Below are 26858 nucleotides of genomic sequence, written 5' to 3'. Positions count from 1 at the left end.
TTCAGCGCGGTTTGATCTTTTTCCTGTAGCCGCCCCCAGTGTTTTGCGCACTAGCGTGCGTTGGATGGTGGTGATGACAGGCTTGATAATGGAGGGTTTGAGCAGGCCAGCCGCTTGCCAGTCCTGAACTACCACTTCCCCGAGGCCAGCGATGGTGCGTACCTGGCTCGTCACAGCCATTAAAATGACGTCGGGCGTGGTCTGCTGGTAGGCTCCGCTGCTGACGACCACGGCGGGGCGCTGCTTCGCGGCAGATTGGTCGGTGAATGGAAACGGAACGAGTACGATATCGCCAAAGCTATAGCCGGTCATACTCAGCATCGTCGGCGTTGTCCCACACCTTGGCGAAGCTTGCCTCGGCTGCCTTCGCGGCGGCCTGCGTAAGGCGGCGGTGGCCCTCGCGTACCCGCAGGAAGTCGACGAAGTCCTCCACTTCTGCGAGGCGCTGTGGTGGCAGCGTTTGTAGCTTCTCTAAGATGACCTGCTCATCGTGCTTATTCATGCTGTCGATCCGTGGTTAGATGCTCTTGGAAATAAAGGCAATGCGTGTGCGCACCTTCGCGGCGCGCCAACCGGTCGGCTTTTCGCCGTTTGCCCGTTCGATACCTTAAGACATGGACGGACGAATAATACCGCGTCAGCGTTAGAGAAGTCATGCCGCTTTGGCTCGTTTATCCAAAGCCTAGATCAGGATGTTCGGCCGTCAGGACCGCGGCGGTGGGTCCTCCGCGTCGCTGACTTCTACTCCCAGGAGGTTGTTCAATCGATTGTATCATGACCGAATTGGGGCGGATGGCCGCATTGCACCAATACGACAATTTGTGTGCGGAATAAAACCCCCAAGATCTCGCCAAAGCTCGGCTTTTCTCGGCAAAACTAGATCCACAAGTAAAAAACCTACTCATACAAGGAATCTAGATCCAGAAAATCCTGCGGTCCCTTGCCGAGGCCAGCCTCGATTACGCGCTCAAACCCACATCCTCGACATACCGCCACGCTAGAGCGTTATAGACGCCGATCAACAACGGGCAGCTCCCGCGTCGCGCCCCGGAAATCCGCAGCGAATGGCCGTTCGATGATTCCCGTCTCGAGGCCTCGCGCCTCTGCCCAACGATCGTACGGCTACGGGGGAAAGAACTGGTTTGCGGTCCGAAACCATAATTGGTCCGACTTACTTTGATGGAGACCCAGGAAGCCTGGAACAGGGGACCGTGACCAAATCGTGACCAACTCCAGTCATCTCCTGTCACTTCCAGTCATCTCCAGTCATATTCGCGCGGGGCCAGTGCGCGTAACATTGTTAATGAATGCTACATTGTCTTACTTGTGCCTTCACACAGCAGAGGTCGCTGGTTCAATCCCAGCATCGCCCACCAGGTCTCGGGCATTAAAATTCACCCACACGATTTCCGGAAAACCTTAAACTCTTTGTCTATGCCCGTCCGTGCGGCCTCCGTGACCAAAATGCGCGTGCAATGTGTCGGCTTCGATCAAGAACACCCCGTCCTCGCCGCGGGTCAGCTCGAGCAAAACAAAGGGGAGGCGCGGATAACGCTGCTCGAGGGCGCCGGCGCTCTCGCCGACCTCCACGACCAGCACCCCGTTCTCTGTAAGGTAACGCGCCCCACCTTCGAGAATGCGGTTCACAATAGCGAGGCCGTCGGGGCCGCCATCGAGGCCGAGGGCGGGTTCGTGGCGGTGCTCGGCGCTGAGCGTCGCCATATGCCGTGTCGGGACGTAAGGCGGGTTGCTCACGATGAGATCGTAGCGCTCCGCGGCGAGTGCGGCGAATAGATCCGATTGCAGCACCCGCACCCGGCCTCGAACCTGATGACGCAGGACGTTACAGCGCGCTACCTCCAAGGCCCGCGGGCAAAGATCGACGGCATCGACCCGCGCCTCTGGGTACGCCAGAGCACAAGCGATGGCGATACAGCCGCTCCCGGTACCGATATCGAGGATGCGATGGACCTCGCCCACCCAAGGCGAGAATCCGGATTCGATGAGCTCCGCAATAGGCGATCGCGGGACCAAGACCTGTTCGTTCACATAAAATGGCAAGCCCGCGAACCAGGCCTCACCGAGCAGATATGCGGCGGGTTTGCGCGTCTGTATGCGTTGCCGCAGAAGTCCGACAACTCGCGCCTTTTCTTCCTCGGTCAGGCGGCGGTCGAGCCTGTCCTCGGGGGTATCGAAGGGCAGGCCGAGCGCATGGAAGACCAGCAGCACCGCTTCCTCGCGTGAATTCGTGGTCCCGTGGGCGAAGCACAACCCGGCGCCGAGAAAGCGGCCCTCGGCCCAATAAACCAACTCACGCGCGCTCTGCGCCTCGGCGAGATTGGGAGCGCGTTCGCGCACGGCATGCGCGTGATTCACGCGGCCTCCCCGCTGATGACCAAGAACATCTCGTTGAGCCGGTGGACGAAACCGGCCGGATCATCGAGCCGTCCGCCCTCGCTCAGGAGGGCTTGGTCGAAGAGGATGCGCGCCCAATCCTCGAATCGCGGTCCCTCTTGTTCACGGTGCAGGCGGCGCACGATGGGGTGTTCGGGATTGATCTCCAGGATAGGCGGGGTCGCCGGCACGTCCTGACCCGCGGCCTTGAGCAGGCGTTCCAGGTTGGCGCCAAGCTCGTGGTCATCGGCGACCAGGCAGGCGGGTGAGGTCGTCAAGCGGTGAGTCACCCGCACCTCCTTGACCCGCTCGGCCAGGCTCTTGCGGATCCGCTCGACGAGATCCTTGTACTCGCCGGCTTCCGCCGCTGCCTTGTCTTCTTTATCCTCCAGCGCGCCGAGATCGAGCGCGCCCTTGCTGACCGATTTCAAAGGTTTCCCACTGTACTCGGTCATCTGGGTCACGGCCCAGTCATCCACCGGATCGGACAGCAGCAGGACCTCGATGCCTTTCTTGCGAAATACCTCCAGATGCGGGCTGTTCTTGGCGGTGGCAAAACCGTCGGCGACGACATAATAGATCGAGGATTGCCCCTCCTTCATGCGCGACAGATAGTCATCGAGCGAGACCTCTTGCTCCTCGCTATCGGTATGCGTGCTCGAGAAGCGTGCCAGCTTCGTTAGCCGATCGTGGTTCGAGGCGTCCTCGATCAAGCCTTCCTTGAGGACCCGGCCGAAGGTTTTCCAGAAGGCCCCGTATTCGCCCTTGGTCACCAGCTCTTCAAGGAGGCCCAAGACCTTTTTTACGGCGCCCGCGCGCATCCCGTCGATGATCTTATTGTCCTGCAGGATCTCCCGCGAGATGTTGAGCGGCAGATCGTTGGAATCGACGATACCGCGCACGAAGCGCAGGTAGCGCGGCATCAACTGCGTGGCGTCATCCATAATAAACACCCGCCGCACGAAAAGTTTTACCCCGCGCCGGCGTTCGGGGTCCCAGAGATCGAAGGGCGCGTGTTTTGGGAGGAAGAGCAGCAGCGTGTATTCGAGCTTGCCCTCGACCTTGCTGTGGATGCGAGCGAGCGGGGCCTCGTGGTCATGCGCCACGTGTTTATAAAACTCGTTGTATTCTTCGTCGGTGATCTCGCCCTTCGGCCGCGACCAGAGCGCGGTCGCCGCGTTTACCCGTTCGTAGCCGCTCGCGTCCTTGCCTTCCTTGGGCATGAGGATCGGTAAGGTGATGTGATCCGAATACTTGCCGATGATGCTGCGCAGGCGGTAGCCGTTCAGGAATTCCTCCTCGCCTGCGCGCAGCTTCAGAACCACCTCGGTGCCGCGCTGTTTTCGCGGCACCGTACGGACGCTGTACTCGCCTTTACCGTCGGATAGCCATCGCACTCCTTCCTCGGCGCCCAAGCCCGCGCGCCGGGTCGTGACGGTGATCTCCTCGGCGACGATGAACGCGGAGTAAAACCCCACCCCGAATTGTCCGATGAGCTGTGAATCCTTCTGCCGGTCGCCGGTCAGGGCCTTGAAAAACTCCTGGGTACCCGACTTGGCGATGGTCCCGAGGTTTTCGACCAGCTCTTGGCGTGACATACCGATGCCGTTGTCACGCACCGTGATCGTCTTGAGGTTCTCGCTATACTCCACTTCGATTTTGATCTCGCTGTCGCTTTCGAATAACGCCGCGTCGCCGAGCGCCTCGAAGCGCAGCCTCTCGGCCGCGTCGGACGCATTGGAAATGAGCTCGCGGAGAAATATCTCTTTGTTGCTATAAAGCGAGTGGATCATCAGGTCCAGCAACTGGCGGACCTCGGCCTGGAAACCTCGGGTTTCCGTTTGGGTGTCATGACTCATGGGTTTGAAATCTCCGGATAAAACGATGCGCCGTCATCGCTAGCAAGCGTACACGGGTTCTAAGTGTATCGACTACGCTCGTTGCGTTGCAACGGACGGCATATCCGCTACACTGACCCGCATGGCGGGGAGTGCGGATCGCGGCGGCGAACATACACCCATGATGAGGCAATTCCTCGGCATCAAGGGGGACTTCCCGGAGATGCTTTTGTTCTACCGCGTGGGCGATTTCTACGAGCTCTTTTATGACGATGCCGAGAAAGCCGCGGGCCTACTGGACATTGTCCTGACCACGCGCGGGAACTCGGCCGGAGCGCCTATCCCGATGGCGGGCGTGCCCGTGCATGCGGTGGATTCGTACTTGGCCAAGCTGGTGCGTATGGGACACTCAGTCGCGATTTGCGAACAAGTGGGCGAGCAGTCGGGCAAAGCGCCGATGGAACGGCGCGTCACGCGTATCGTAACCCCCGGAACCTTGACCGAGGAGGCCTTGCTCGAAGAACGCCGCGACAACCTGCTGGCGGCGGTGCACGCGCAAGGGGAGTGCATCGGCCTTGCCACGTTGGACCTTGCCAGCGGCAGGTTCAGCGTCCTCGAAATTACGGGGCGCGAGGCGCTTGGCGGCGAGATCGAGCGGCTGCAGCCCACCGAGCTGCTCTTAAGCGAAGCGTCCGATCTGGTGCCGTGGTTTACCGCGGACCCACGCCTGCGCCGGCGGCCGCCTTGGCATTTCGACACAGAGCATGCCAAACGCGCATTGGCCCAGCAGTTTGAGGTCCAAGACCTGGCGGGGTTCGGGTGCGAAGACCTGGTCGCCGCCTTGGCGGCGGCCGGCGGCCTGTTGCAATATGCGTTGGATACCCAACGCGCCGCCTTGCCGCATTTATGTAAGCTCTACGTGGAACGGCGGGAAGAGAGCCTGATCCTCGATGCCGCGACGCGCCGTAATCTGGAAATGAACGCCAGCCTTTTCGGAGCCAAGGAGCAGAGCCTCATCGGCATCATGGATAGCTCGGTGACGCCCATGGGCAGCCGCATGTTGCGGCGTTGGTTGAATCGCCCGATCCGCGACCAAGCCACGCTCTGCCACCGTCATCACGCGATCGGCGTCCTGCTGATGAATTCCCTTTGGCGCGGATTGCAGCAGCCGCTGCGGGCGATTGGGGATATCGAACGCATACTGGCCCGCATCGCGCTTCGGTCGGCGCGTCCTCGGGACCTGGTTCAGCTCCGGAACGCGCTCGAAGCTTTGCCCGAATTGAGCCGCCGGCTCGACGCGATCGACAGTCCCAGGCTGCAATCGCTCGCCCAAGCGATCGCGGGATTCCCCGAGCTGCGCACCTTGCTCCAGGCGGCCATCGCGGAGGATCCCGCCGCCCATGTAAACGATGGCGGTGTCATCGCGACGGGTTACGATCGCGAGCTCGACGAATTGCGGCGTTTGCGCGATGACGTCGGCCAGGTGCTGGTTGCGATCGAAGCCCGCGAGCGCGAACGCACGGGCATCGGGAACCTCCGGGTCGGCTACAACCGCGTGCACGGCTATTACCTCGAGATAGGCCGGGCGCATCAGCAGAAAATCCCCGCGGATTACGTGCGCAGACAGACGCTCAAGGCGGCGGAAAGGTATATCACGCCGGAACTGGCCACGCTCGAATCCGAGGCGCTCCGGGCGGGACAGCGGGCGCTCGACAAGGAAAAAGAGATTTACCAGGAGATCCTTACGCGCTTGATTCAACCACTGCCGCTGTTGCAGACGGCGAGCGCCGCCGTGGCCGAAGCCGATGTATTCGCTTCGTTTGCCGAACGCGCCGAGACGCTCGCTCTGAACGCCCCGGAGCTCTGTAGCGACAGCGGGGTGTCAATTAACGGCGGCCGGCACCTGGTAATCGAACGGGTCCACGAGACGCCTTTTGTGCCCAATGATCTTCACCTCGCCGATGAGCGGCGCATGTTGATGATCACCGGCCCGAACATGGGCGGGAAATCGACCTATATGCGGCAGACGGCGTTGATCGTGATCCTCGCCTACAGCGGGAGTTACGTACCGGCTGCGAAGGCGAAAATTGGTCCGTTGGATCGCGTCTTCACGCGCATCGGCGCGGCGGATGATTTGGCGAGTGGACGTTCCACGTTCATGGTCGAAATGACCGAAACCGCTAACATTCTCAACAACGCGACCTCGCAGAGCTTGGTCTTGATCGATGAGATCGGACGGGGCACCAGCACCTTCGACGGTCTGTCGCTCGCGTGGGCGACCGCCGAACACTTAGCGCGGGAAATACGTGCCTATACGCTGTTCGCGACGCATTATTTCGAGTTAACGGAGTTGGCTGTCGAAATGGAAGGGGTGGCGAATGTGCATTTTGATGCCGTGGAACACGGTGATCGGCTCGTCTTTCTGCACTCGGTGCAAGAAGGCCCGGCAAACCAAAGCTACGGACTGCAGGTGGCGCAGATGGCCGGAGTCCCCGGCGCCGTGGTAAGCCGTGCCCGGGACAAGCTGCAGCGGCTGGAACGGCGGCGGCGGTTGGAGACGCCTCAACCGTCCGCGCCACAGATGGAGTTATTCGATGAGGTCGCGGAACCGCCAGCCCTCACGGTGCTGCGCGCCTTGGATCCCGATGGCTTAAGCCCGCGGCGAGCCTTGGAAGAGATTTACCGCTTGCGCGCGCTGGTGGAATAGCCTCGCGGATGGCCAATGCTTAATGCACCTGCCCGATTCCCGGTTATAATAACGAGAGACCTTATGGAGTACAGCAAGCAATGACGTTCGTCGTTACCGAACCATGTATAAAGTGCAAGTACACGGACTGCGTGGAGGTGTGCCCTGTCGATTGCTTCCATGAAGGCCCCAACATGCTGGTCATCGACCCCGACGAGTGTATCGATTGCACGCTATGTGAACCGGAGTGCCCGGTGGATGCAATCCTCTCCGAAGATGATTTGCCTGAACAACAAAGGCATTACCTCGACCTCAACACGGAGTTAGCGAAGGCGTGGCCGGTCATCAACCAGCGCAAGCCGGCGCCTCCCGACGCCGATGAGTGGCGCGAGGTCAAGGGAAAGTTAGACATGCTGCAGCGCTAGCGCCAGCGAGCGGCCGTCGATCCGCCGTCGCGCTACCCGTTTGTCACGCAGCAACGCGTGCCCGGTTCGGGCCGCGTCTAGCACGCGTTCCGCCGGTTTTCCTTCATTAATTTTTTGTCTGCGCCGATAACACGGGCGGTTGGTAGCTTCCCGCCCCGGCGAGGCCGGGGACACGCATTTTATCCATTGAAACCCATGATTCCGATGCAAGAAATTCGCTGGCTCGACGCGAATCGCAGATGGCTGGTTGCCGTCGTCTGTGGTGCATTTTGTCTTCAAGCGCAAGGTTTGTACGCAGCAGCGATCTATAAATGGGTCGATGACCATGGAACGGCACATTACGGGGAGCAGCCGCAAAATAAAGGCGCCGTGAAGCTTACCGTAACCGCGAAGCCGTCCGTCGGCATACGTGATCAAGAAAGGTTCAAGCGCCAAGAACGGCTGTTAAAGGTCTTCGAGGAAGAACGTCAGGAGAAGGCCGCCGCGGCGCAAGAGAAACGCCTGGAGAAAGAGAAACGCAATCAAAATTGCGTGCTCGCCCGTAGACAGCTATTCAACTACGAACGCGCATCGATGCTTTATAAGAAGGATAAACTAGGAAATCGCGTGGTGTTCGAGCACAACGAGCGCCTCGAGGCCGAACGAGGCGCGCGCGAAGCAGTGGAACACTGGTGTGATTGATTTCCGCACGGACCCACGGATCATGTCGCGACACTTCTTATCCAACTGTGCACACAATGGCGCAATCACTCTTGCATAAACCGTTGCTTGGCCGTTACCAGTTACAGCGAGAGCTTGGCCGCGGAACGATGGGCGTGGTTTACCTGGGTCTCGATCGGACAGCCAATCGCTACGTCGCGGTTAAGACCATTTGTTTAGCGGAAATCTTGGAAGAAGCGCAACTCGATGAGATAAAATCGCGCCTATTCCAGGAGGCCGAGACCATCGGGCGTCTACATCATCCGAACATTGTGGCGGTATATGAAGCGGGGGATGAGCACGATTTGGCGTATATCGGGATGGAGTATCTCGAGGGAACCACGCTTGCACCCTACATCAAAAAAAATGATTTGCTGCCGGTAAGGAAAACGCTATTTTTAGTCGCCACCCTGGCGCGCGCCCTCGATTATGCGCATCGCCAGCAAGTCGCTCACCGGGATATTAAGCCCGGCAACGTGATGTATGCGGCGTCGAAGAATACGGTCAAGATCACCGATTTCGGCATCGCGAGCGTCATCGGCGCCCATGGCGGAACGGCGGGACTGGCTGGCGGAACACCTTTTTACATGTCCCCCGAACAGGTCCTCCAGGATCCGGTCGATGGCCGCTCCGACCTCTTCTCCCTAGGGGTGATGCTCTACCAACTTACCACCGGTTCCCTGCCGTTTACTGCGGGAACGATGGATGCCCTGATGCACAAGATCGTGCGCGATGCGCCGATCAGTCTCTTCGACGTTTGTCCGGACTTGGCCCGCACCGCACCGTATCTAGGGCGAATCATCGACAAGGCGTTAAAAAAAATGCCCTCCGAAAGATACCAGCGCGGTGCAGAGATGGCACGTGACCTGCTTTCAGGGTTAGACCAGATCCGTTTATAAGCGAGGCGTCATGTTTCAAGCCGGGGCTCTTGAAATCATAAATCTTTCGGACAGGGGCCGCAGGCGCCCGAATAACGAGGATAGTACCGCGAGCGACGCGCATCTGGGTTTAGCGGTGGTGGCGGACGGCATGGGGGGATATCGATCCGGGGAGGTGGCGAGCGCCATCGCGGTCTTTTCGGTGATGAGCGATCTGCGTAACGCATTAACTTCGGCGCGGCTTTCGGGGCGACACCACGCCGCGTCGAAACAATCTTCCATCGTTAACCAAGCGATCACGCACGCCAATTCGATGATCTACCGAACCGGACAAACCGAAGCACAATGCCAAGGCATGGGAACCACGGTGGTCGCCTGTTTATTTCAGGGAAACAACGTTACCGTCGGGCATGTCGGTGATTCCAGGCTTTATCGCCTTCGGGGCGGTTCGTTCGAGCAGATTACCACCGACCATTCGGTCGTCCAGGAACTGATCGATCAGGCGGGCATGACGCCGGAGCAGGCCGCGGCGGCGGCTCCGAAAAACCTGGTCACCCGCGCGCTCGGGATCGACGAGGCTGTCCAGGTCGATATCTACGAGGAAAGTTTAAATCCCGGGGACATCTACGTTTTGTGTACTGACGGCCTGCATGATATGGTCAGTAATGAAGAAATTCACTTAACCCTGCGCGAATATAATGCTAATCTTGTAGGAGCGGGGGACCGATTAATCGCTCTAGCCAATGAGCGCGGGGGCCATGATAATATTTCTCTCGTCATCGCTAGGCTGCGTGCGTATCGGAGAGCGATTCTTGTTTGGCCCTGTAAATTACAACGATGGGTTAGTTAATCGTATCGAGCGTCCTTATGTCAAAACTCGTCCTTAGTCTAAACGGCGTAATACAAGGAGACTATCCGCTTACCAAAGAACGCATGACGATTGGCCGCAAAGCGGACAACGATATTGCGGTCGACAATCTTGCGGTTAGCGGTAAACATGCCCTGGTCATCACAATCTTGGACGACTCGTTTCTTGAAGATCTCGGGAGCACGAACGGGACATTCGTTAACGGCAAGGTCATAAAGAAACACGCCCTACGGAACGGCGATGTCATCAGCATCGGGAAACACGAGATCCGGTATGTCAACGAGCACGCCACCGCCGATGACGACGAGTTCGAAAAAACCATAATTATGCGCCCCGGAACGGCCACAGCCGCCGCGGCGCTCGCGAAGGCCATCGGCCGTACGTCAATTGCGCCAAGCTTTGGTGCGGCGGCCTCGCCGAGCTTGCAGCCCACGAGTTCGCCACTGGGTCGGCTGAACATAGTAAACGGGCCCGTTGCCGGCAAGCAGCTCGAGCTGATCAAGGCCTCGATTACCTTGGGTAAGCCCGGCGTGCAGGTTGCCGTGATATCACGGCGGCCACAAGGCTATTTCATTACGCATATCGAGGGCGGAACCGCCGAACAACCGATCTATCCGGTTATCAACGGGCAACCGATTGGGGCGCGGAGTCATCAGCTCAAAGATCGTGATGTCATTGAATTGGCGGCCATAAAAATGGAGTTTCTCACGGCTTAAGCCACCTCATCGACCATCGGATGCTCGCTATGGCAAGCGGGCGAATTACCGCTACCGGTTTCTTAAGCACTCCAGATAGCGCCGCTCATCGGGAAGGGCGTGATTGCGTTGCGCTTGCCATAAGGTCTCGCCAGGCAATTCATCATTTCGTGTTGGGCATCGTGATAGTTGGGGCAACGCCTTCGCAGATCCGTATAGATACGTGCAATACCGGCAGGCCGATCCGCCAACAACTGCTCCTCAATCGCCACGTGCATAGCCATATGCAGGAAGGGATTGGTCTCGCCGCCCTCGGGGGTATAGCGCCTCGATAGAGCCTGCTCTCGATCCCGTAGTAATGCGTGGTATTCAGGGTGAGCGAGGATCACCTTTAAAATCAGGTTCTCGATCGGCTGTAGGGCATCGCCCGCCGGGTGTTTACTCCATACATCTATGAAATACTTTCTTGCCGACGGTTGATCTTGCTCCAGCACAGCTAAACGCAACCTAGTTCCGCCTTCTCTTTCCACTCGCAGAGATCACGAATGATACATTCGCCGCAGTGCGGTTTTCGCGCCTGACAGACGTAGCGCCCATGCAAGATTAACCAGTGATGCGCGTCTTGCCTGAATCGCTTCGGTACCGCGGCCATGAGCGCCCGTTCCACTGCGGCGGGAGTTTTACCCGGGGCGAGTCCGGTGCGGTTCGCGACTCTAAAAATATGCGTATCCACCGCGATCGTGGGTTCTCCGAAGGCAGTATTCAAAATTACATTGGCCGTCTTGCGCCCGACGCCGGGCAATTGTTCTAATGCCCCCCGGTCATGGGGTACCTGTCCGCCGTGCTTATCGCAAAGGATCCCGCAGGTATTGATGATATTTTTAGCCTTAGCATTATAAAGCCCAATGGTTTTGATGTACGATTTCAGGCCCTCCTCCCCGAGACCTAGGATGGTCGCGGGCTTATTCGCGACCTGGAACAGTCGCCGCGTAACTTTGTTGACGCTAACATCGGTCGCCTGAGCCGAAAGGATCACCGCCACCAGCAACTCGAATGGCGTTCGATACTCAAGCTCGGTGGCCGGATGAGGTCTATGTGCTTGGAGGCGATCGAAAACCTGGGCACGTTGGTAGCCGTTCAATGAGAGACCAGTCCCTAATGCTACGAATATGACAGTCGTAGAGCACATCATGCCCGCAAAACCCTTGGTGTTAAAGAAGGGCGAAGATCGGCGCCTGCGCGCCGGTCATCTCTGGGTCTACAGCAATGAGGTGGATACGCATACGACGCCTTTGCACGCGCTTACCCCGGGCGACAGCGTCACGGTGCTCACCAGCAGCGGTAAAGCCATGGGGACGGGGTACGTGAATCCGCATTCGCTGATCTGCGCGCGCCTGTTGGATCGCGACCGCCCTTGGTCGGCAGCGCTGTGCAGAGAGCGCCTGAAACGCGCGCTGGCCTTGCGCGAGCGCCTGTTCAATGAACCCTATTATCGCCTCGTGTACGCGGACACGGACGGTCTCCCTGGGCTCGTGGTCGATCGCTACGGTGATCTCTTGGTGGCGCAATTCAACACGGCCGGAATGGAAAGGCGCCTCAGTGATGTCATCGACGCGTTGCGGGAGGTCCTCGATCCGAAGGCGATCCTGTTACGCAATGATTCCCCGAGCCGCCTCCTCGAAGGTCTCGACTTGTACGTTGAAGCGGCGTTTGGCAAGGTGCCCGAGGAGATTTGCCTCACGGAGCATGGCGTCCGGTTCTATGTCCCCGTGCTTAGCGCCCAGAAAACCGGTTGGTATTACGATCAGCGCGCTAACCGCGCGCGGATGCTGCGCTATGTCAAAGGCGTGCGCGTCCTCGATGTGTTTAGCTACTTAGGGGCATGGGGCGTCCAGGCGGCATCCGCCGGCGCCCTTTCCGTGCAATCCATCGAGTCTTCAGCCGAGGCACTGCGCTATATCGAACGCAATGCGCGGGAAAATGACGTGCGGGTTGCGGCTGTGCATGGCGAAGCCTTCGCGACGCTCAAGGCCTTGCAGTCCGCAGGGGAAAGCTACGGTGTGGTGATTTTGGATCCGCCGGCCTTTATTAAAAAGAAAAAAGATTTAACCGCCGGGCTTTTGGCTTACCGGCGCCTCAACCAGTCGGCGCTCGGCCTCGTTCGGTACGGCGGGATCTTGATGACCGCCTCCTGCTCCTATCACCTCACGCACGAGGGCTTCGTGGATGTGTTGCGCCGGGCGTCGTTACGTGCCGGGCGGGAGATACAACTGTTGGAGCAAGGGCACCAATCGCCGGACCATCCTATTCACCCCGCGATCCCCGAGACCAATTATCTCAAGGCGGCGATTTGCAGGGTGCTCTGACATCGCCTGGGTTCGAGCCGAAGCAAGAGCACACGACTTGGGTAACCTCGCATTAACGCGCGATTGGTGGTGGCGTCATCTTAGCAGTGACTGACTTGACAACGCCGCGCCACGGCGCCCATGATCTCGCCGGAAAGATCAATGCCCTGCTACCGCAGACGCAGTGCCGTCGATGCGGGTATGCGGGATGTCTGCCTTATGCCGAGGCTATCGCCCGCGGCGAGACCGGCATCAATCAATGTCCACCGGGCGGCAGCCGCACGATCGAACGGCTCGCCGGCCTGCTAGGGCGCCGACCCATGCCCCTCGATCCTCGCTACGGCGCCGAGCAACCGTCCCGTACTGCCCGTGTCATCGAGGAGCTTTGTATCGGCTGTACGAAGTGTATACAAGCTTGCCCGGTGGATGCCATCCTCGGAGCGGCAAAGCACATGCACACCGTGCTTCAGGATCTTTGTACGGGCTGTGAATTATGCCTACCGCCCTGCCCCATGGATTGCATCGAAATGATCCCTGCCGGCCTCAATTGGGATCAAACGCACGCGGACGCCGCCCGCGCACGCTTCGAGGCGCGCAATGGGCGGCTCGCAAATCCTACCGGGAATGTGCCCGCGGCCGAAGCCGATCCCACGGCGCGGTTGGCCGAGATCGAGCGTGATCCGATTCGCCGCAAGGCCGAGATCGCCGCGGTGATCGCCAGGACACGCAAGCACCGAAACCTGTAATTTGCGTGATGCGTCCCGCCAGCGTCAACGGCCTCTCAGGCGGTATCTATCACCTCATTTCAGTTTCTGGATTAGAAAATACTGCGCCCGCTCCCGTACGTTCTAGCGTCGGATCGAAGCGGTCGGTCACGTTGATGACGATGAATAATAATACCAATGCGATGCCTACCCCGGTGGCGAGATTCGTCCCCATCGACGCCCGGAACAAGTGGCCGTTGATCACGACGTTAACCAGAACAAGCGGGAAAATTACTACGGTTCTAAAACCCTGCATCAACGGGACGTCCGGTATCAAGCTGATCAACCCCAGCGAGAAGATGACGGCCAACCCGAATGCCGACGCGATGCTGGTAAAGGCTGTGAGCATTTGGGGGGCTCGGAACGTCACTCCGCGCACCGCGAGCAACAATACGATGATCCCCACCGTAACCGCGGTATCGGTTAATCCCATGATCGCTGCGGATCCGATCGGCACTTTAGAGACATAGACGCCGAAGCGAATAAGCGTGTAGACAACGACGCTCGTGATCAGCAAGGCATACGAGGTTGGAAGGTGCTGAGGACCTTTCTCAAGCCGAGTGATCCCAGCCAGCGTATCGACGAAAGTTTTTACTGCGTACAACATATCAAGTCCTCACATCAAGCCGGGCGCTGAAAACGCCGCGGCCAATCAGGTTGTAATCGCGTCCTCCACACTTTGTGGCGTGCGCCGCAGAAAGCGCGCGTTGCTGCGTGTAGTCTATGTCAAAAATCTTGGATTAGAAATGCTGACCTAAGGAAACTCTGCAAAAGTGTCGCGAGCAAGCCCAGATGCGCGAAGCCGCGGAGCGAGTCGCGAGACATATCAGATAGATAGGCGAGCGACAAGCGAGCACGCGACAAAGCAGATGGGCTGCGCAGTAACTTTTGCAGAGCTTACCTAATACAAGCGCGTCACGCGATATCCGGCCCGCTCCAGCAACGCCGGCACTCCCTTGTCCCCGACGAGGTGTAATGCGCCGAGCGCAACAAAGGTATGCCCCTCCTTCAACCACGGCCGCACGCGTGCGGCCATGCGGCGATTGCGTTTCCAAAGCAGGCTGTCCAGAAAGCGTTCGTAGTAGCGCGCCGATCTGGTTTCATACTTGCCGGCAAGCGCCATCAATCCCCCGAGGTCACGCTTTAGATACAACGCGGTCAGCGGCTCGATGTCTTGCTGCAGCAGCTCGTAGTGGCAAACGGCATCCTTAAGCAAGGCGATTTGGTCTTCGAGGCGCAGATCACCCAATGCCCCTGCCTGTTCTGCAAGCGACTCCAGTCCCGAGATCGCCATCCCATGCGCCTTGGCTCGTTGCATTAACGCGAGATCGAGCGGTAGCAGGCGGGAAGGCGGAGGTACGCTGAGCGTCATATACGCGGCCCAAGGCTTGATGCGATGCGCGATTTCCGCCGTAATACCGTAGCGGGCAAGAAGCGGTTCAGCCGCGCCTGCGAGCTCCGCGCCCACCTGCTCCTTGAATGAGGTAGCATCGCCATAAAACATCAGTTTCGAGAATTCGGCGATGCCGGCCTCATCGAGCACGGCCTCCATGACAAAGCGGCGGCTTTGCTCGAAGCTGGACGAGACCACTCGGGGTAAATCGAGCACGCGCGGATCGCCGAGATGGATGGTGCCGAAGATATGACTCGGCGGAACACCCGCTTTCGAGATCCGAAATAAAAGCCCCTGCGCATACTTGCCGGCCTCAAATGCGGCAGGCGTCGCGGCGGGCACGAGCGGGTTGCATTCGAGCGCCCGGCACGGCCCCGCGAGACTCCAGAGCAGCGCAACGGCCAGCAACTGTTTCATCGATACATCACGCCGCTGTCTCTTGGTTCGCCAAGGCGGCGACGCTCGCCGAGGCGGCGCGCCGGCGCTCTTCCAGCGCACGCTCGCTCCCCACCGCCCGGCCGCGCATGCGCGCAAGCCTCGCCGCGCCTAAAGGTTCACGCAAGGCGCTCAATGCGTCCAGCGCCGCGGGGAGCGCCGCCGGCCGATTGCACATGAGCACCATATCGCACCCGGCCGCGAGTGCGCGCTGCGCCCGTTCGCTGTGAGCACCAGCCCCACGGGCGCCTGCCATATCGATGTCATCGCTGAAGATGACGCCCTGAAATCCGAGATCCTTCCGCAACACCTGCCGCAGCCATACCTCCGAGAAACCGGCGGGCGCCGTGTCCACTTCGGGGTAAATGACATGCCCCGCCATGACGGCGTCTAGCCCCGCGCGAACCAAACCCGCAAACGGCGCTAGATCCGCGCTAGTTATCGCCTCAGAGCTCCGGCCATCCACGGGGATCTCGCAATGGGAATCCGCCGCGACCGATCCGTGACCGGGAAAGTGTTTGCCGACACCCGCCATACCCGCCTCGTGCATCCCATCGAGATAGGCCTCGGCGAGCCGGGTGACTGTCCGCGGGTTAGGGTGGAACGCCCGGTCTCCGATCACTTGACTCACCCCGCTCCCAAGATCGAGCACGGGCGCAAAGCTGAAATCGACACCCAGGGCACGCAGCTCGATCGCCATGAGCCAACCATATTCCCGAGCCATAGCCCGGGCGCGTTGCGGGTCCTTGTCGTCGAGCCGGCCCAATGCAGCGCAGGGGGGCAGCGCGGTAAAACCAGGACGGAAACGTTGCACCCGCCCCCCTTCGTGGTCCACGGCCACGAGCAAGGGTGGATCGCGCACGGCATGGATCTCCGCGACCAGGCGCGCGAGCTGCTCGCGGCCGGCGTAATTGCGCGTGAAAAGGATCACGCCCCCCGCGGCCGGATGGGCTAGCAGATCCCGTTCGCCGGGCAAAAGCTCGGGTCCCTGGAGATCGAACATGAGAGGACCTAATGGCACGTGGATTTTGCTTGCGCTCTCAAGAAACACAACGCAAACCGCAAAGCCGCCCACCGTGTTTCTTCCAAACGCCTTCTGTCACGGGCGGTTATTTAGCTAACCTAGCGATCAATTTCTTCCTCGCTCCGCGGGGAAGAAACCTCCGCGCGCGAAAGATTCGGGACACCGGACACAACATAGGATATCCTATTTTCGCACGCAGCCGTCTGTTAGCGCCTGCACCATGCATATCGAGATCAGACTGCGGCAACAAGAGCTCTGGTTACTGGCGGGGCGCGACATTGTTCGCGGCTATTCCGTCTCGACCGCCAAGAACGGCCCCGGGGAAATGGAAAACAGTGAATGCACACCGCGCGGTTGGCATGCGATCTGTGAAAAGATCGGCGCGGGTTGCGCGAGCGGTACGGTGTTCGTTGCGCGCCAACCGGATGGCAAGGTGTATGTTCCCGAGTTTCGCACCCGCTATCCAGGAAAGGATTGGATCCTCACGCGTATCCTGTGGTTGACCGGCTTACAGCCGGCCTTTAACCAGGGCGGCTCGGTCGATACCAAGAATCGCTTCATATACATCCACGGCGCGCCCGATGACGTCGCGATGGGCACCCGGGGGTCGGGCGGTTGCATCCGTATGCGTAACGCCGACGTTATCGATCTCTTCGACCGAGTCGAGGTCGGTACCCGCGTCCGGATCCGGGATGATGCACTCTAACGCCGGCACGGAGCGGCGCGCGCGGCCGGCACGGGTCAACGCGCTTAAGCGCCGCGTTGCCCGTACGCTCAGCAGGCTTGCGAACGATCTGTTCTATCGGGTGTACCGCCCGGAGTGGCGCGCATTTGACGAACTGGTCACAAAGCATTCCGCTGACAGCAGCAGCTTCTTCCTCGTGCAGATCGGCGCCAATGACGGCGTGACCCACGACTTCTTGCACCGTTACATTCAGACGTATCGATGGCGCGGGATCCTCGTCGAGCCTGTCCCGGCATACTGCGATCTCTTGCGCGCCCGTTACCAAGGTGTTCCCACGGTCGTCATCGAGCAGTCGGCGATCTCGATCTCCGAGGGCACCCGAACTCTTTACCGCGTCGATGATCCCGCCGCGGAGCTTCCGGCCTGGTCGAAGGGCCTCGCCTCGCTGCACCTGGACGTCATCAAGAAACACCGCTGGGTGATTCCGGATCTGGAAGACGCGATCGTCGCCGAGCCGGTGCGGTGTATCACGCTTGCAACCTTGATCCGCAAGCATCAGGTCGAGAAAATCGATCTTTTGTCCGTCGATACGGAAGGCCATGACTCAGAGATAATCAAGCAGATCGACTTCGCGCGCTTTAGACCGCGGATGATCATCTACGAGCATAAGCACCTGTGGCGCGAGGCGCGGCGGCACTGCGGGAGCCTGCTGACGGCCCAAGGCTATCAGCTTACGAAGCACCTGAGTAATACTTTGGCCTATCTGCCTTAATCCGCGACTGATTGGTTTGCCGGCGGCTCCAGCAGGGGCATCAAGATCTCCATGACGCGGTCCACGGCGCCGCGGTTCTCGGCCACCACCGCTTGAGCGCGGCGCCCGGCGGTTGCGCACAAGTCGGAATCGGCGAGCAAGATCAGGAGCCGGGACAGAAGCTCGTCCGCATCATTGACGACCCAAGCGGCATGGGCGGCGGTTAGGAAACCATACACCTCGGCGAAATTGAAGATATGCGGACCGGTCAGTACGGGGATCCCAAGGGCGGCGGGTTCGAGGGGATTGTGACCGCCCACGGCCACGAGGCTTCCGCCCACGAAGGCCACCTCCGAAAGCGCGTAGAATAACGGCAACTCTCCCATCGTGTCCGCGAGAAACACGTCTGGCCGCTCGCTCAAAGGGGCGGTGCGCCTTGCAGTCGCGAAACCCCGCTGCCGGCAGAGATCAAAGACCTTTCCAAAACGCTCGGGGTGACGCGGCGTCAGCACCAGCAGCAGTCTCGGATCGCGCTGGCGCAGGACCGCGAACGCCGACAACACCGCCGCTTCTTCACCTTCGTGGGTGCTGGCGGCCATCCAAACCCGCCGGCCGGGAGCGAGTTCTTGCTTCAACCGCAAGGCGCGGTCTTGGAGATCGTCCGGGGCAGTAACGTCGAACTTGACGTTTCCGGTAACATGCACCCGCGACTCGGCCGCGCCGAGCGCCATGAACCGCTCGGCATCGGCCCGCGACTGCGCGGCGACTGCGGTAACCGCCGCCAACATCCCGCGCACGCTGGCCGGCCAGCGCCGGTAGCGGGAGACCGACCGCTCTGACAACCGCGCGTTGGCGATGAGCACGGGGATTCGCGCGCGGCGGCAGCAGTGCAATAGATTGGGCCACAGCTCGGTTTCCATGATCACCAAGGCGGCGGGGCGAACTCGTTCGATAAAACGCGCTAACGCGGTGGGGAGATCGAAGGGCAGGTAGCAATGCCGTACCTCATCCCGAAACAGGCGGCGCACCATGGCCGCTCCGGTGGGGGTCGTGGTGGTCACCATTATCGTGATCGGCGGGATGCGCACCCGCAGTGCATGCACCAGCGCGGAAGCCGCTTGCGCCTCGCCAACCGAGACCGCGTGTACCCAGAGGTTGGGTCCAGCCGCGGGGAGCGCCGGCACAAAGCCCAGACGTTCCCGCCAGCGCTCCCAATAGCCGCGGTTGCGCACGCCCAAGAGCGCAAGCCGGACCAATAACAGCGGCGTCAGGAGATAGAGAACGAGGGTATAGATCCGCCGCAAGCGTTCAGCCAATCGAGGTATTTGCGCACGCCTTCTTCCAGGGCGAGAAAGGGCCGGTCGTAACCGAGCGCCCGGAGCGCGCCGAGATCGGCCTCGGTAAACGCCTGATAATGGTCGATCAGCTCCTTGGGGAAGGGAATGTACTCTAGCGTTCCTTTTCCATGCCAGGCGATGACCGCCCGGGCCAATTCGTTAAACGACCGGCCGCGGCCGCTGCCGAGGTTGAAAATGCCCGAATGCTGACCGTGCTCCAGGAACCATAGGCACACGGCAACGACATCGTCGATATAGACGAAATCGCGCCGCTGTTCGCCGTCGCCGAAGCCATGGCTGGCGGAAAAAATCCGCACCGCACCGTGCTCCCGCAACTGGCGATCGAGATGATAAACGAGGCTCGCCATCGGCCCTTTATGGCCCTCGCCCGGGCCATAGACGTTAAAAAAGCGCAGCCCCACCACCTGTGTTGGAATCGTCGGGAGCCGGCGCCGGACATAGTCATCGAAGAGCAGCTTGGAATACCCGTAAACGTTGAGCGGGGTCAGCGCGGCTTGCGATTCGGAAAACGCCTGACTGTGCCCATACACGGCCGCGCTCGAAGCGTAAATCATCCGCACTCCATGTTCCAGGCAGTACTCGAGCAACTCCTTGGAATAATGATAGTTGTTGCGCATCATGTAGCGCCCGTCCCAGGTGGTGGTTACGGTGCAGGCGCCGCAATGGAATACGATTTCGGGAGAAACACTAGGCTTGCGATTGCGTCGCAACTCGGCGATGAAATCATCCTTGTCCCAATAATCCCAAATCCGACAGCGGGCTAGGTTATTGAACTTCTCTCCGCGTTCGAGGTTATCGACCACCACGATGTCGTCGTGGCCTTTGGCATTCAGCCCTTTAATGAGTTGACTACCGATAAAACCGGCGCCGCCGGTGACCAGGATCAAAGCGGCTCGGCCGCGCGCACGCGGGCCAACTCCGAGAGGATCCTCGAGGTCGAACACCCTTCTTGGTAGCGCAGGGTCACCACCTGCCCGCCCGTGGCGATGACGCAGTCATGCCCGGCGATCTCGGTGACGGCATAGTCACCGCCCTTGACCAACACGTCGGGCAAAACGCGGCAGATTAATCGCCTCGGGGTGTCTTCCGAGAACGGCACCACCCAATCCACCGGCTTCAGCGCCGCGAGGACCGCGATGCGCTGCGCGAGCGGATTAACCGGCCGATCGGCGCCTTTGAGGCGGGCCACCGAGGCATCATCGTTTACCGCGACGACCAAGCGGGATCCCAATTTTCGTGCCTCATCGAGATAGCGCACGTGACCCGCGTGCAAGACATCGAAGCAACCGTTGGTCATGACGATGCGCTCGCCACGCGCGCGGGCGAGCGCGATGCGCTGGATTAAGGCCTCTTCGGTCACAACGGCGGCGTCCGTAGCGCCGGCCCCGTTCCAAGACGCCTCGATCTCCGCTGCCGTGACCGCGGCCGCGCCGAGCTTCGCCACTACCAAGCCGGCGGCCACGTTCGCCAGCGCAGTCGCGCGTTGCAGGTCGAACCGCGCGGCAAGGCTTGTTGCCAAGACGGCAACTACGGTGTCCCCGGCGCCGGTGACATCGTACACGTCACGCGCTTTGGCCTCCAAATGGCAGCACGCTTCGCCGTGGCGCGGAACGAGCGTCATACCGTGCTCCCCGCGCGTAATCAACAAGGCTTCGAGATCCATGGCGGAGCAGAGGTTGTGCGCCTTGGCGATGATCTCATCTTCGCTCGCGCAGGTACCGACGACGGCGCAGAATTCCTTCAGGTTCGGGGTCACGATGGTGGCGCCAGTGTAGCGGGTAAAATCACGGCCCTTCGGGTCGACCACGACCGGCTTTCCGGCGTCACGGGCGAGCTTTATTAGAATATGCGCATCCGTTAACGCCCCTTTGGCGTAATCTGACAATACCACGATATCCGCGGCGGGAAGGTGATGACAAAAATCATGTGTAGGTCCATCGTGCTTCGGTATGGCTGACGGATCCTCAAAATCGAGCCGTAGCAATTGCTGATGCTGGCTCAGTACGCGGAGTTTGGTGACCGTGGTGAATCCTTCCACACGGGTCAGGGCACAAATGACGCGGTGCTTTTGGAGCTGTTCCAAGACCCGCTGCGCGGCTTCGTCGACGCCGGTGATCCCGATGAGCGTGACCCGGGCTCCAAGACTCGCCACATTCACGGCGACGTTAGCGGCCCCGCCGGGACGATCCTCGCGCTCAGTTATGCGCACGACCGGCACCGGCGCCTCGGGCGACACACGCGTGGTTGCCCCCGACCAGTAACGATCGAGAATGACATCGCCAACCACCAATACCGAGGCGGTATGGAAGGAGAGGGATACCATCGCTATCGGCTTGTCGTCGCTAAGGAGATCTAACGGCGCGAATGGACTGCGGGAATAGTACCATACAGTTTGACGGCGGTCGGCTCATTGAGCATACCGAAGTCTGATCGTAGCCGACTTGCAGCGGCCACGAGATGCTCTTAGAGTGGTACTGACCTAGCCGAATCGCCGGCCCTTAACTTAAAGCCATGCTTCGCACCTACCTCCGCGCGACGTCCATCAACCTTATCCTTTCGCTCACGGCGCTCGCTGAAATCCCGCAACCCTTCTCCGTCTCCTATTCGTTGCACACGAACGGTTTAAAAGTGGGCGAGTCCGTGCGTGCGCTCGAGAAAGACAAGAATGGGCGGTATGTTTTTCGTTCCGAAAGCCGCTCCAGCGGGATCCTTACGCTCTTTCTTAACGATCATGTCATCGAAAAGAGTACCTGGTCACTCTCCGGAGAAGACATCCATCCGTTACGCTACATCTATCGTCAAAGCGGCAGCAAAAACAGCGTCCAAACCGTACGTTTCGACTGGCGCGCCAAGACGATTGATAACCGCGAGGATAACAAGACTTGGCGCTTACGCTTGACGCCGAACCTATTCGACAAATTGGTATACCAGATCGCCATCATGCGCGATCTCGCCGCCGGAAAGCGGTCCTTCGCCTATCAAATTGTCGATGGCGGCGAGATCAAAGATTACCGTTTTGCGTATCTCGGCGAGGAAGTGGTGGACACGCCGCTTGGAAAGATACGCGCCGTCAGACTCGAACGCCGGAAAGAAAAAAATAACAGTAAACGTTCGACAACGTTCTGGTGCGCGATTCGGTGGCGGTATTTGCCCGTGCGCGTGGAAACCATCTCAAAAAACGGTAGGCGCATCACGGCGCTTATCGAACGGGGTAGCGGTATTCCCGAAAACCCCCGGCGCGACGAATCAATAACGCGCTGAGCGTGCACGCTCGTGAAGCGGTGGCGGCCCGCTGCTCCGTGGTTACGACCGGCCCTTCCGTACGTATTGAATCAGTTGCTCCGCCGGAATGTAGCCCCCCAACTCCTGCCCGTCTTCGCTGATGAGGGCGGGCGTACCCCTCACCCCCATGCGCGTTCCGAGCTCGTAATGAGTCCCAACAGGATTATCGCAAGTCGCCGCTGGCACCGGCTTGCCGGCTTTGGCCTCGGTCAGGGCCGCGTTTCTGTCCGCAGCACACCAGACCGATTCCGATTTCTTGAAGGAATCCGAACCTACGCCCGCGCGAGGAAATGCGAGATACCGGATCGCGATACCCGCCGCGTTCAAAGTCCCCACTTCCTGGTGGAATTTACGGCAGTAACCACAATCGACATCGGTATAAACGTACAACACGTGCTGGGTGTCCGGCGGCGCGAACTCAATCATGGTATTGGGTGGGACTGCCTTTAAGCCTGTAATCCGCGCCTGGGCCCGCCGCTCGTCGCTGATATTCCTTTTGTCCTTGAGATCAATCAGATCGCCTTTTAATAGGAAGCGTCCGTTATCGGAAACATAGAGTACCTCTCCTCCGAGCACGACTTCGTGCATCCCCTTGAGCGGAGCCGGGCGTATCGACGCTATCTCGATCCCTGGTAAGGCTTCGCCAAGAACAGACCTAAGCCTTTGTTCCACCGAGGTATCCGCTAAGACGGCGGCATGTGCGGCGACGGACACGGCTACCGCTACGATGGCAATTAGTATATGCATCTCATATTCCTCGTTTATGTTCCCCCAGACGGGGTACTCCCTTCTGACCCGATGTTATTTAAGTATGTTCCTATCACGCCCGACACATTCAGCCGGTACGGAAGGCGTGAACGCTTCTAAAAGGACCCGTGAAACAGCCGATATACACCCGCAAAGAGCCAGGACGCCCTACGGACGATGACACCGGAAGCCCAAACCCAAAGTTGCGAGATAACGCTGAGTAAATACCGGCTCCTACGAGAGATTGGCCGTGGCAACATGGGCAGCGTCTATCTTGGCCGGGATCTATTCATCGACCGTTTTATCGCCGTGAAAGTTGCCCATCAAGAGCGCTTAACTTGTCCGGAAACCAGCCAGGTTTTTCAGCAACTTTTTTTTAACGAGGCCAGAACCGCCGGGATGCTGATGCACCCGAATATTACCGCAATCTTCGATGCCGGCATAGAAGGCTATACTCATTACATCGTGATGGAATACGTTCCCGGCGGCCACACCCTGGCCGATTTCTGCAACGTTCACAAACTCCTTTCGCTCGATGAGCTGGTCCGCATTTTCTACCGCTGCGCCCTGGCGCTCGATTATGCCCACAAGAAGGGGGTGGTACACCGGGATATTAAGCCCAAGAACATCCTTCTGACCCCCGAACACGACGTAAAAATCTCGGACTTCGGCATTGCGGTGCCCGCCGAAGGCGTCGATCCCGCCACACTCGATCTCGCCGGCTCCCCGCTCTACATGTCTCCCGAGCAGGTCAAACACGAGCCGCTCACCGGGCAGAGCGATCTGTTTTCGCTTGGCGTGGTGATGTACCGCGCTTTGACCGGTAAACACCCGTTCATGGCCGATAAGATCGCCGCGATCAATCTCATGACCTTGAACGCGGAGCCGACCCCGCTGCGGCAAGTCCGATCAGACCTCCCAGAGATTATGGAACGCATCGTTAGACGCGCCATGGCCAAGGACCCCGCGCGGCGCTATAAGACCGGCATCGACATCGCGGGTGATCTTACTTTGGTGTTAGACCAAGTCCAGTTCGCATCCTGACGCGCTATTTACTTCTGCTAACCGCGCGGATGGTGCGCCGCGTGCAGTTCCTTGAGCCGGCTTCGCGCCACGTGGGTATAGATTTGTGTCGTCGCGATGTCGCTATGGCCGAGGAGAAGTTGCACGACGCGAAGATCCGCACCGTGATTCAAGAGGTGAGTCGCGAACGCATGCCGCAAGGTGTGCGGAGAAATAGGCCTGTGAATTCCAGCCTGCCATGCATACCGCTTAACCATTTTCCAGAAAGCCTGCCGCGTGATGCCTTGGCCGCGCTTTTTTATGAACAGGCGTTCCGCCCCCCGGCCTGTTAACAATTCCGGGCGAGCGAAATCGAGATACTGCGTGAGGATCCTCGATGCGGTATCACCCATCGGCACCAGCCGTTCTTTGTTCCCCTTGCCCGTCACGCGCAACACACCTTGCCGTAGATTGATCTGGCTGCAGGTGAGCGTGACCAGCTCCGACACCCGCAAACCCGTTGCGTAGATAAGCTCAAGCATCGCTTGGTCGCGCATGCCGATGGGCTTGTCGCCATCGGGCGCCCGCAGCAGGGCATCCACCTCCGCTTCCGACAAGGTTCCGGGCAGCGACCGCGCTAATCGCGGTCCTTGCACTCGATCCGTGGGATCCTCCTTCACCGAGCCTAATCGTGATAGGTGCTGATAGAAGGCCCGCAAACTCGATAACCGGCGCGCCGTGGTCCTTGCCGATACGCCACTGCCGAGATATCGCAACAGATCGCCGCGATCCACACAGTGAAGGTCGCCCGCTTCCCTTCTTAACCAGCGGCTAAAGGCGGTGAGATCCGAACGATAGGCACTAAGCGTATGATTGGCCAGCCCGCGTTCCATCCAGAGGCAATCGAGAAAACGCTCGATGACCGCCACATCGGCCGCTTCGCGGGCGGTTTCAATACCTGGCGTCGGTTTCATGGGTGAGGAGCCAGCGCTTGCTTTCAAGCGATCGATCGGCGCCGGTATAGCCGCCGAGACCCACGGAGGACACCACGCGGTGGCAAGGGATCACAATTGGCCTAGGCTCGCTCTATTGGCGCTTTATCTTTTCCTTGATTCTGGCGGCCTTACCGCTCAGTTTACGCGTGTAATATAGCTTGGCCCGGCGCACGTCGCCGCGGCGTTTAACGACGATCTCTTGGAGCAGAGGGCTATACAGGGGGAACACGCGTTCCACCCCTTCGCCGTGCGATATCTTGCGTACCGTAAGTGACGAGTTAAAACCGCGATTGCGCCTCGCGATCACGACCCCTTCGAACGCTTGCAGGCGCTGCCTGTCGCCCTCTTTGATCTTCACTTGGACAACGACCGTGTCCCCCGGACGAAAATCGGGCACCTTGCGGTCCATGGCCGCGGATTCTAACTGGCTGACTATCTGATTCATGAGCGAACTCCCTACCGATTCACCTTGTTGCTATCTTAGCATGCTGGCACCTTGCGTTTACGACCCTTTGAAATTGGCGCCGCTACCACCCGTTTCGGCGACCCGTTCGGTGACAAATTCATCCAGCAATTCTTGCTCTTCGAACCGCAACGTCCTATTTTTGAGCAAATCCGGACGCCGTAACCAGGTTCGTCCCAAGGCCTGTTTTAAGCGCCAGCGGCGGATCGCCTCGTGGTTGCCGCTGAGCAATACCGGCGGCACCGCCCTGTTATCGATGTTTTCAGGCCTGGTGTAGTGGGGATAATCCAAGAGACCGGTGTAAAACGAGTCCTCGCGGGCCGAGTCTTGGTGACCCAGGGCTCCCGGTAACAGCCGCACCAGCGCGTCGATTAACACCATGGCCGCCAGCTCGCCCCCGCTGATGACATAATCTCCAATCGAGCATTCCTCGTCGACTTCCGCCTCGATCAAGCGTTCGTCCATACCCTCGTAGCGGCCCGCCACGAGCACCAACTTGCCGCGCGCGACCAATTCTGCCAGGTAGGTCTGTTCCAAGCGCCGCCCTTGCGGGGTCATGGCGACCACCCAAGCCTCGTCCCCAAGCCACGCCGCGGCGGCGTGAATCGCGTCCCGCAGCGGCTCATACATCATCACCATGCCCGGCCCGCCGCCATAGGGGCGATCATCGACGCTGCGGTGCTTGTCGCGGGTGAACTCCCTAGGATCCCAGAGACGCAGTTGGACCAGACCCCGCTCGACCGCTCGACCGCTGATCCCATATCCCGTAAGCGCATGGAGCATCTCGGGAAATAGCGTCACGACCCCAAGGTGTAGCATTCAAATATATTTCCCCGCAGTCTTGCCCCCGGGGGCTTAGCGATGGGTTTTGTATTTTGATTACTCGGGGTCCCAATCGATCTCGATCCGGGAATGTTCCAAATCGACGCGCTGCACGTAGATACCGAGTACATAGGGTATCAGGTGCTCGCGGCGTCCTTTAACCACAAGTACATCGTTGGCGCCGGTCGCGATGACATCCACGACCCGACCGAGGGGCGCCCCATCCTCCGCGACCGCGTCGAGGCCGATGAGATCGTGCCAATAATGCTCCCCAAGAGGCAGTACCGGAAACTGGCTGCGGCGCACCGC

At 59.6% G+C, this 26858-nt stretch carries 27 protein-coding genes and 3 pseudogenes; 12 read left to right on the top strand and 18 right to left on the bottom strand.

What is annotated here, in order from left to right; translation table 11 throughout:
- The 4 genes from M3436_08640 to htpG form a co-directional block, all read right to left on the bottom strand.
- Positions 1 to 312, bottom strand: a 312-nt coding sequence (locus tag M3436_08640; GenBank protein ID MDQ3564189.1) for a type II toxin-antitoxin system PemK/MazF family toxin, incomplete at its 3' end; no start/stop codon positions are given.
- Positions 299 to 502 carry a DUF2281 domain-containing protein gene (locus M3436_08635; GenBank protein ID MDQ3564188.1) on the bottom strand — a complete coding sequence of 68 codons (204 nt, stop codon included), beginning with the start codon at positions 500 to 502 and terminating at the stop codon, positions 299 to 301. The genes M3436_08640 and M3436_08635, both read right to left, overlap by 14 nt.
- 917 nt (positions 503 to 1419) lie before the next feature.
- On the bottom strand, positions 1420 to 2310 hold the full coding sequence (prmB, locus tag M3436_08630) for a 50S ribosomal protein L3 N(5)-glutamine methyltransferase (GenBank protein ID MDQ3564187.1): 891 nt from the start codon (positions 2308 to 2310) through the stop codon (positions 1420 to 1422).
- 62 nt (positions 2311 to 2372) lie between these two features.
- Positions 2373 to 4253, bottom strand: coding sequence for a molecular chaperone HtpG (htpG, locus tag M3436_08625; GenBank protein ID MDQ3564186.1), 1881 nt, complete (start codon positions 4251 to 4253; stop codon positions 2373 to 2375).
- 160 nt (positions 4254 to 4413) lie between these two features.
- Between htpG and mutS the strand changes: the two genes are divergently transcribed.
- The 6 genes from mutS to M3436_08595 all read left to right on the top strand — a co-directional run bounded on the left by mutS (position 4414) and on the right by M3436_08595 (position 10504).
- Positions 4414 to 6939 carry a DNA mismatch repair protein MutS gene (gene mutS, locus M3436_08620; protein MDQ3564185.1) on the top strand — a complete coding sequence of 842 codons (2526 nt, stop codon included), beginning with the start codon at positions 4414 to 4416 and terminating at the stop codon, positions 6937 to 6939.
- Between the two features lie 80 nt (positions 6940 to 7019).
- Entirely contained in the window at positions 7020 to 7343 is a 324-nt protein-coding gene (locus M3436_08615) for a ferredoxin family protein (GenBank protein MDQ3564184.1), read from the top strand.
- A 195-nt stretch (positions 7344 to 7538) separates the two neighbouring features.
- Positions 7539 to 8024: a DUF4124 domain-containing protein gene (locus M3436_08610; protein MDQ3564183.1), complete on the top strand. Its 486-nt coding sequence runs from the start codon at positions 7539 to 7541 to the stop codon at positions 8022 to 8024.
- A gap of 56 nt (positions 8025 to 8080) precedes the next feature.
- The gene (locus M3436_08605; protein ID MDQ3564182.1) at positions 8081 to 8941 is read left to right on the top strand and encodes a serine/threonine protein kinase; all 861 of its coding nucleotides are present in this window, start codon (positions 8081 to 8083) and stop codon (positions 8939 to 8941) included.
- Between the two features lie 10 nt (positions 8942 to 8951).
- Positions 8952 to 9770 carry a Stp1/IreP family PP2C-type Ser/Thr phosphatase gene (locus tag M3436_08600; GenBank protein ID MDQ3564181.1) on the top strand — a complete coding sequence of 273 codons (819 nt, stop codon included), beginning with the start codon at positions 8952 to 8954 and terminating at the stop codon, positions 9768 to 9770.
- Between the two features lie 17 nt (positions 9771 to 9787).
- Positions 9788 to 10504 carry an FHA domain-containing protein gene (locus M3436_08595; protein MDQ3564180.1) on the top strand — a complete coding sequence of 239 codons (717 nt, stop codon included), beginning with the start codon at positions 9788 to 9790 and terminating at the stop codon, positions 10502 to 10504.
- A 51-nt stretch (positions 10505 to 10555) separates the two neighbouring features.
- Here the strand turns inward: M3436_08595 and M3436_08590 are convergent.
- Positions 10556 to 10977 (bottom strand): annotated as a pseudogene (locus tag M3436_08590) (DUF1841 family protein).
- A 2-nt stretch (positions 10978 to 10979) separates the two neighbouring features.
- The gene (nth, locus tag M3436_08585) at positions 10980 to 11624 is read right to left on the bottom strand and encodes an endonuclease III (GenBank protein MDQ3564179.1); all 645 of its coding nucleotides are present in this window, start codon (positions 11622 to 11624) and stop codon (positions 10980 to 10982) included.
- Between the two features lie 49 nt (positions 11625 to 11673).
- Here nth and M3436_08580 point away from each other — a divergent pair, with 49 nt between their 5' ends.
- Both M3436_08580 and M3436_08575 read left to right on the top strand, forming a co-directional pair.
- Positions 11674 to 12849, top strand: a complete 1176-nt coding sequence (locus M3436_08580; protein MDQ3564178.1) for a class I SAM-dependent rRNA methyltransferase — start codon at positions 11674 to 11676, stop codon at positions 12847 to 12849.
- 86 nt (positions 12850 to 12935) lie between these two features.
- Positions 12936 to 13574, top strand: a complete 639-nt coding sequence (locus M3436_08575; protein ID MDQ3564177.1) for an RnfABCDGE type electron transport complex subunit B — start codon at positions 12936 to 12938, stop codon at positions 13572 to 13574.
- A gap of 49 nt (positions 13575 to 13623) precedes the next feature.
- Here M3436_08575 and M3436_08570 read toward each other — a convergent pair whose 3' ends face one another.
- The 3 genes and pseudogenes from M3436_08570 to nagZ form a co-directional block, all read right to left on the bottom strand.
- Positions 13624 to 14199 carry a hypothetical protein gene (locus M3436_08570; protein MDQ3564176.1) on the bottom strand — a complete coding sequence of 192 codons (576 nt, stop codon included), beginning with the start codon at positions 14197 to 14199 and terminating at the stop codon, positions 13624 to 13626.
- 294 nt (positions 14200 to 14493) lie between these two features.
- On the bottom strand, positions 14494 to 15402 hold the full coding sequence (locus tag M3436_08565; protein MDQ3564175.1) for a TraB/GumN family protein: 909 nt from the start codon (positions 15400 to 15402) through the stop codon (positions 14494 to 14496).
- 97 nt (positions 15403 to 15499) lie between these two features.
- Positions 15500 to 16441 (bottom strand): annotated as a pseudogene (nagZ, locus tag M3436_08560) (beta-N-acetylhexosaminidase).
- 223 nt (positions 16442 to 16664) lie between these two features.
- Between nagZ and M3436_08555 the strand changes: the two are divergent.
- On the top strand, positions 16665 to 17150 hold the full coding sequence (locus M3436_08555) for a L,D-transpeptidase (protein MDQ3564174.1): 486 nt from the start codon (positions 16665 to 16667) through the stop codon (positions 17148 to 17150).
- On the top strand, positions 17137 to 17901 hold the full coding sequence (locus M3436_08550; protein MDQ3564173.1) for an FkbM family methyltransferase: 765 nt from the start codon (positions 17137 to 17139) through the stop codon (positions 17899 to 17901). Before M3436_08555 ends, M3436_08550 begins: the two co-directional genes overlap by 14 nt.
- On the opposite strand, the gene waaA is transcribed toward M3436_08550, so the two are convergent.
- The 3 genes from waaA to hldE are packed head-to-tail and all read right to left on the bottom strand — an operon-like array spanning position 17898 to position 21561.
- Positions 17898 to 19196: a lipid IV(A) 3-deoxy-D-manno-octulosonic acid transferase gene (gene waaA / locus M3436_08545; GenBank protein ID MDQ3564172.1), complete on the bottom strand. Its 1299-nt coding sequence runs from the start codon at positions 19194 to 19196 to the stop codon at positions 17898 to 17900. The genes M3436_08550 and waaA overlap by 4 nt on opposite strands.
- Entirely contained in the window at positions 19148 to 20125 is a 978-nt protein-coding gene (gene rfaD / locus M3436_08540; GenBank protein ID MDQ3564171.1) for an ADP-glyceromanno-heptose 6-epimerase, read from the bottom strand. The genes waaA and rfaD overlap by 49 nt, the downstream gene beginning before the upstream one ends.
- Positions 20122 to 21561 (bottom strand): bifunctional D-glycero-beta-D-manno-heptose-7-phosphate kinase/D-glycero-beta-D-manno-heptose 1-phosphate adenylyltransferase HldE, encoded by a 1440-nt coding sequence (gene hldE, locus M3436_08535; GenBank protein MDQ3564170.1) that lies wholly within the window; start codon positions 21559 to 21561, stop codon positions 20122 to 20124. Before hldE ends, rfaD begins: the two co-directional genes overlap by 4 nt.
- 188 nt (positions 21562 to 21749) lie before the next feature.
- Between hldE and M3436_08530 the strand changes: the two genes are divergently transcribed.
- Positions 21750 to 22499 (top strand): DUF3108 domain-containing protein, encoded by a 750-nt coding sequence (locus tag M3436_08530; GenBank protein MDQ3564169.1) that lies wholly within the window; start codon positions 21750 to 21752, stop codon positions 22497 to 22499.
- 42 nt (positions 22500 to 22541) lie between these two features.
- On the opposite strand, the gene M3436_08525 is transcribed toward M3436_08530, so the two are convergent.
- Entirely contained in the window at positions 22542 to 23267 is a 726-nt protein-coding gene (locus M3436_08525) for a DsbC family protein (protein ID MDQ3564168.1), read from the bottom strand.
- A 177-nt stretch (positions 23268 to 23444) separates the two neighbouring features.
- Between M3436_08525 and M3436_08520 the strand changes: the two genes are divergently transcribed.
- Positions 23445 to 24311, top strand: coding sequence for a serine/threonine protein kinase (locus M3436_08520; protein MDQ3564167.1), 867 nt, complete (start codon positions 23445 to 23447; stop codon positions 24309 to 24311).
- Positions 24312 to 24328: 17 nt separating this feature from the next.
- On the opposite strand, the gene xerD is transcribed toward M3436_08520, so the two are convergent.
- The 5 genes and pseudogenes from xerD to rimM all read right to left on the bottom strand — a co-directional run.
- On the bottom strand, positions 24329 to 25243 hold the full coding sequence (xerD, locus tag M3436_08515; protein ID MDQ3564166.1) for a site-specific tyrosine recombinase XerD: 915 nt from the start codon (positions 25241 to 25243) through the stop codon (positions 24329 to 24331).
- Positions 25221 to 25355, bottom strand: a pseudogene (locus M3436_08510) (MGMT family protein). The gene xerD and the pseudogene M3436_08510 overlap by 23 nt, the downstream one beginning before the upstream one ends.
- Positions 25356 to 25709, bottom strand: a complete 354-nt coding sequence (gene rplS / locus M3436_08505; GenBank protein ID MDQ3564165.1) for a 50S ribosomal protein L19 — start codon at positions 25707 to 25709, stop codon at positions 25356 to 25358.
- A 57-nt stretch (positions 25710 to 25766) separates the two neighbouring features.
- Positions 25767 to 26546, bottom strand: coding sequence for a tRNA (guanosine(37)-N1)-methyltransferase TrmD (gene trmD / locus M3436_08500; protein MDQ3564164.1), 780 nt, complete (start codon positions 26544 to 26546; stop codon positions 25767 to 25769).
- A gap of 60 nt (positions 26547 to 26606) precedes the next feature.
- On the bottom strand, positions 26607 to 26858 hold a 252-nt coding region (gene rimM, locus M3436_08495), incomplete at its 5' end, for a ribosome maturation factor RimM (protein ID MDQ3564163.1).

This window comes from Pseudomonadota bacterium, from assembly GCA_030859565.1.
Taxonomy (GTDB): Bacteria; Pseudomonadota; Gammaproteobacteria; order JACCXJ01; family JACCXJ01; genus USCg-Taylor.
The sequence above is the reverse complement of the archived record's forward strand: the minus strand, read 5'-3'. Positions and strand labels throughout refer to the sequence as shown.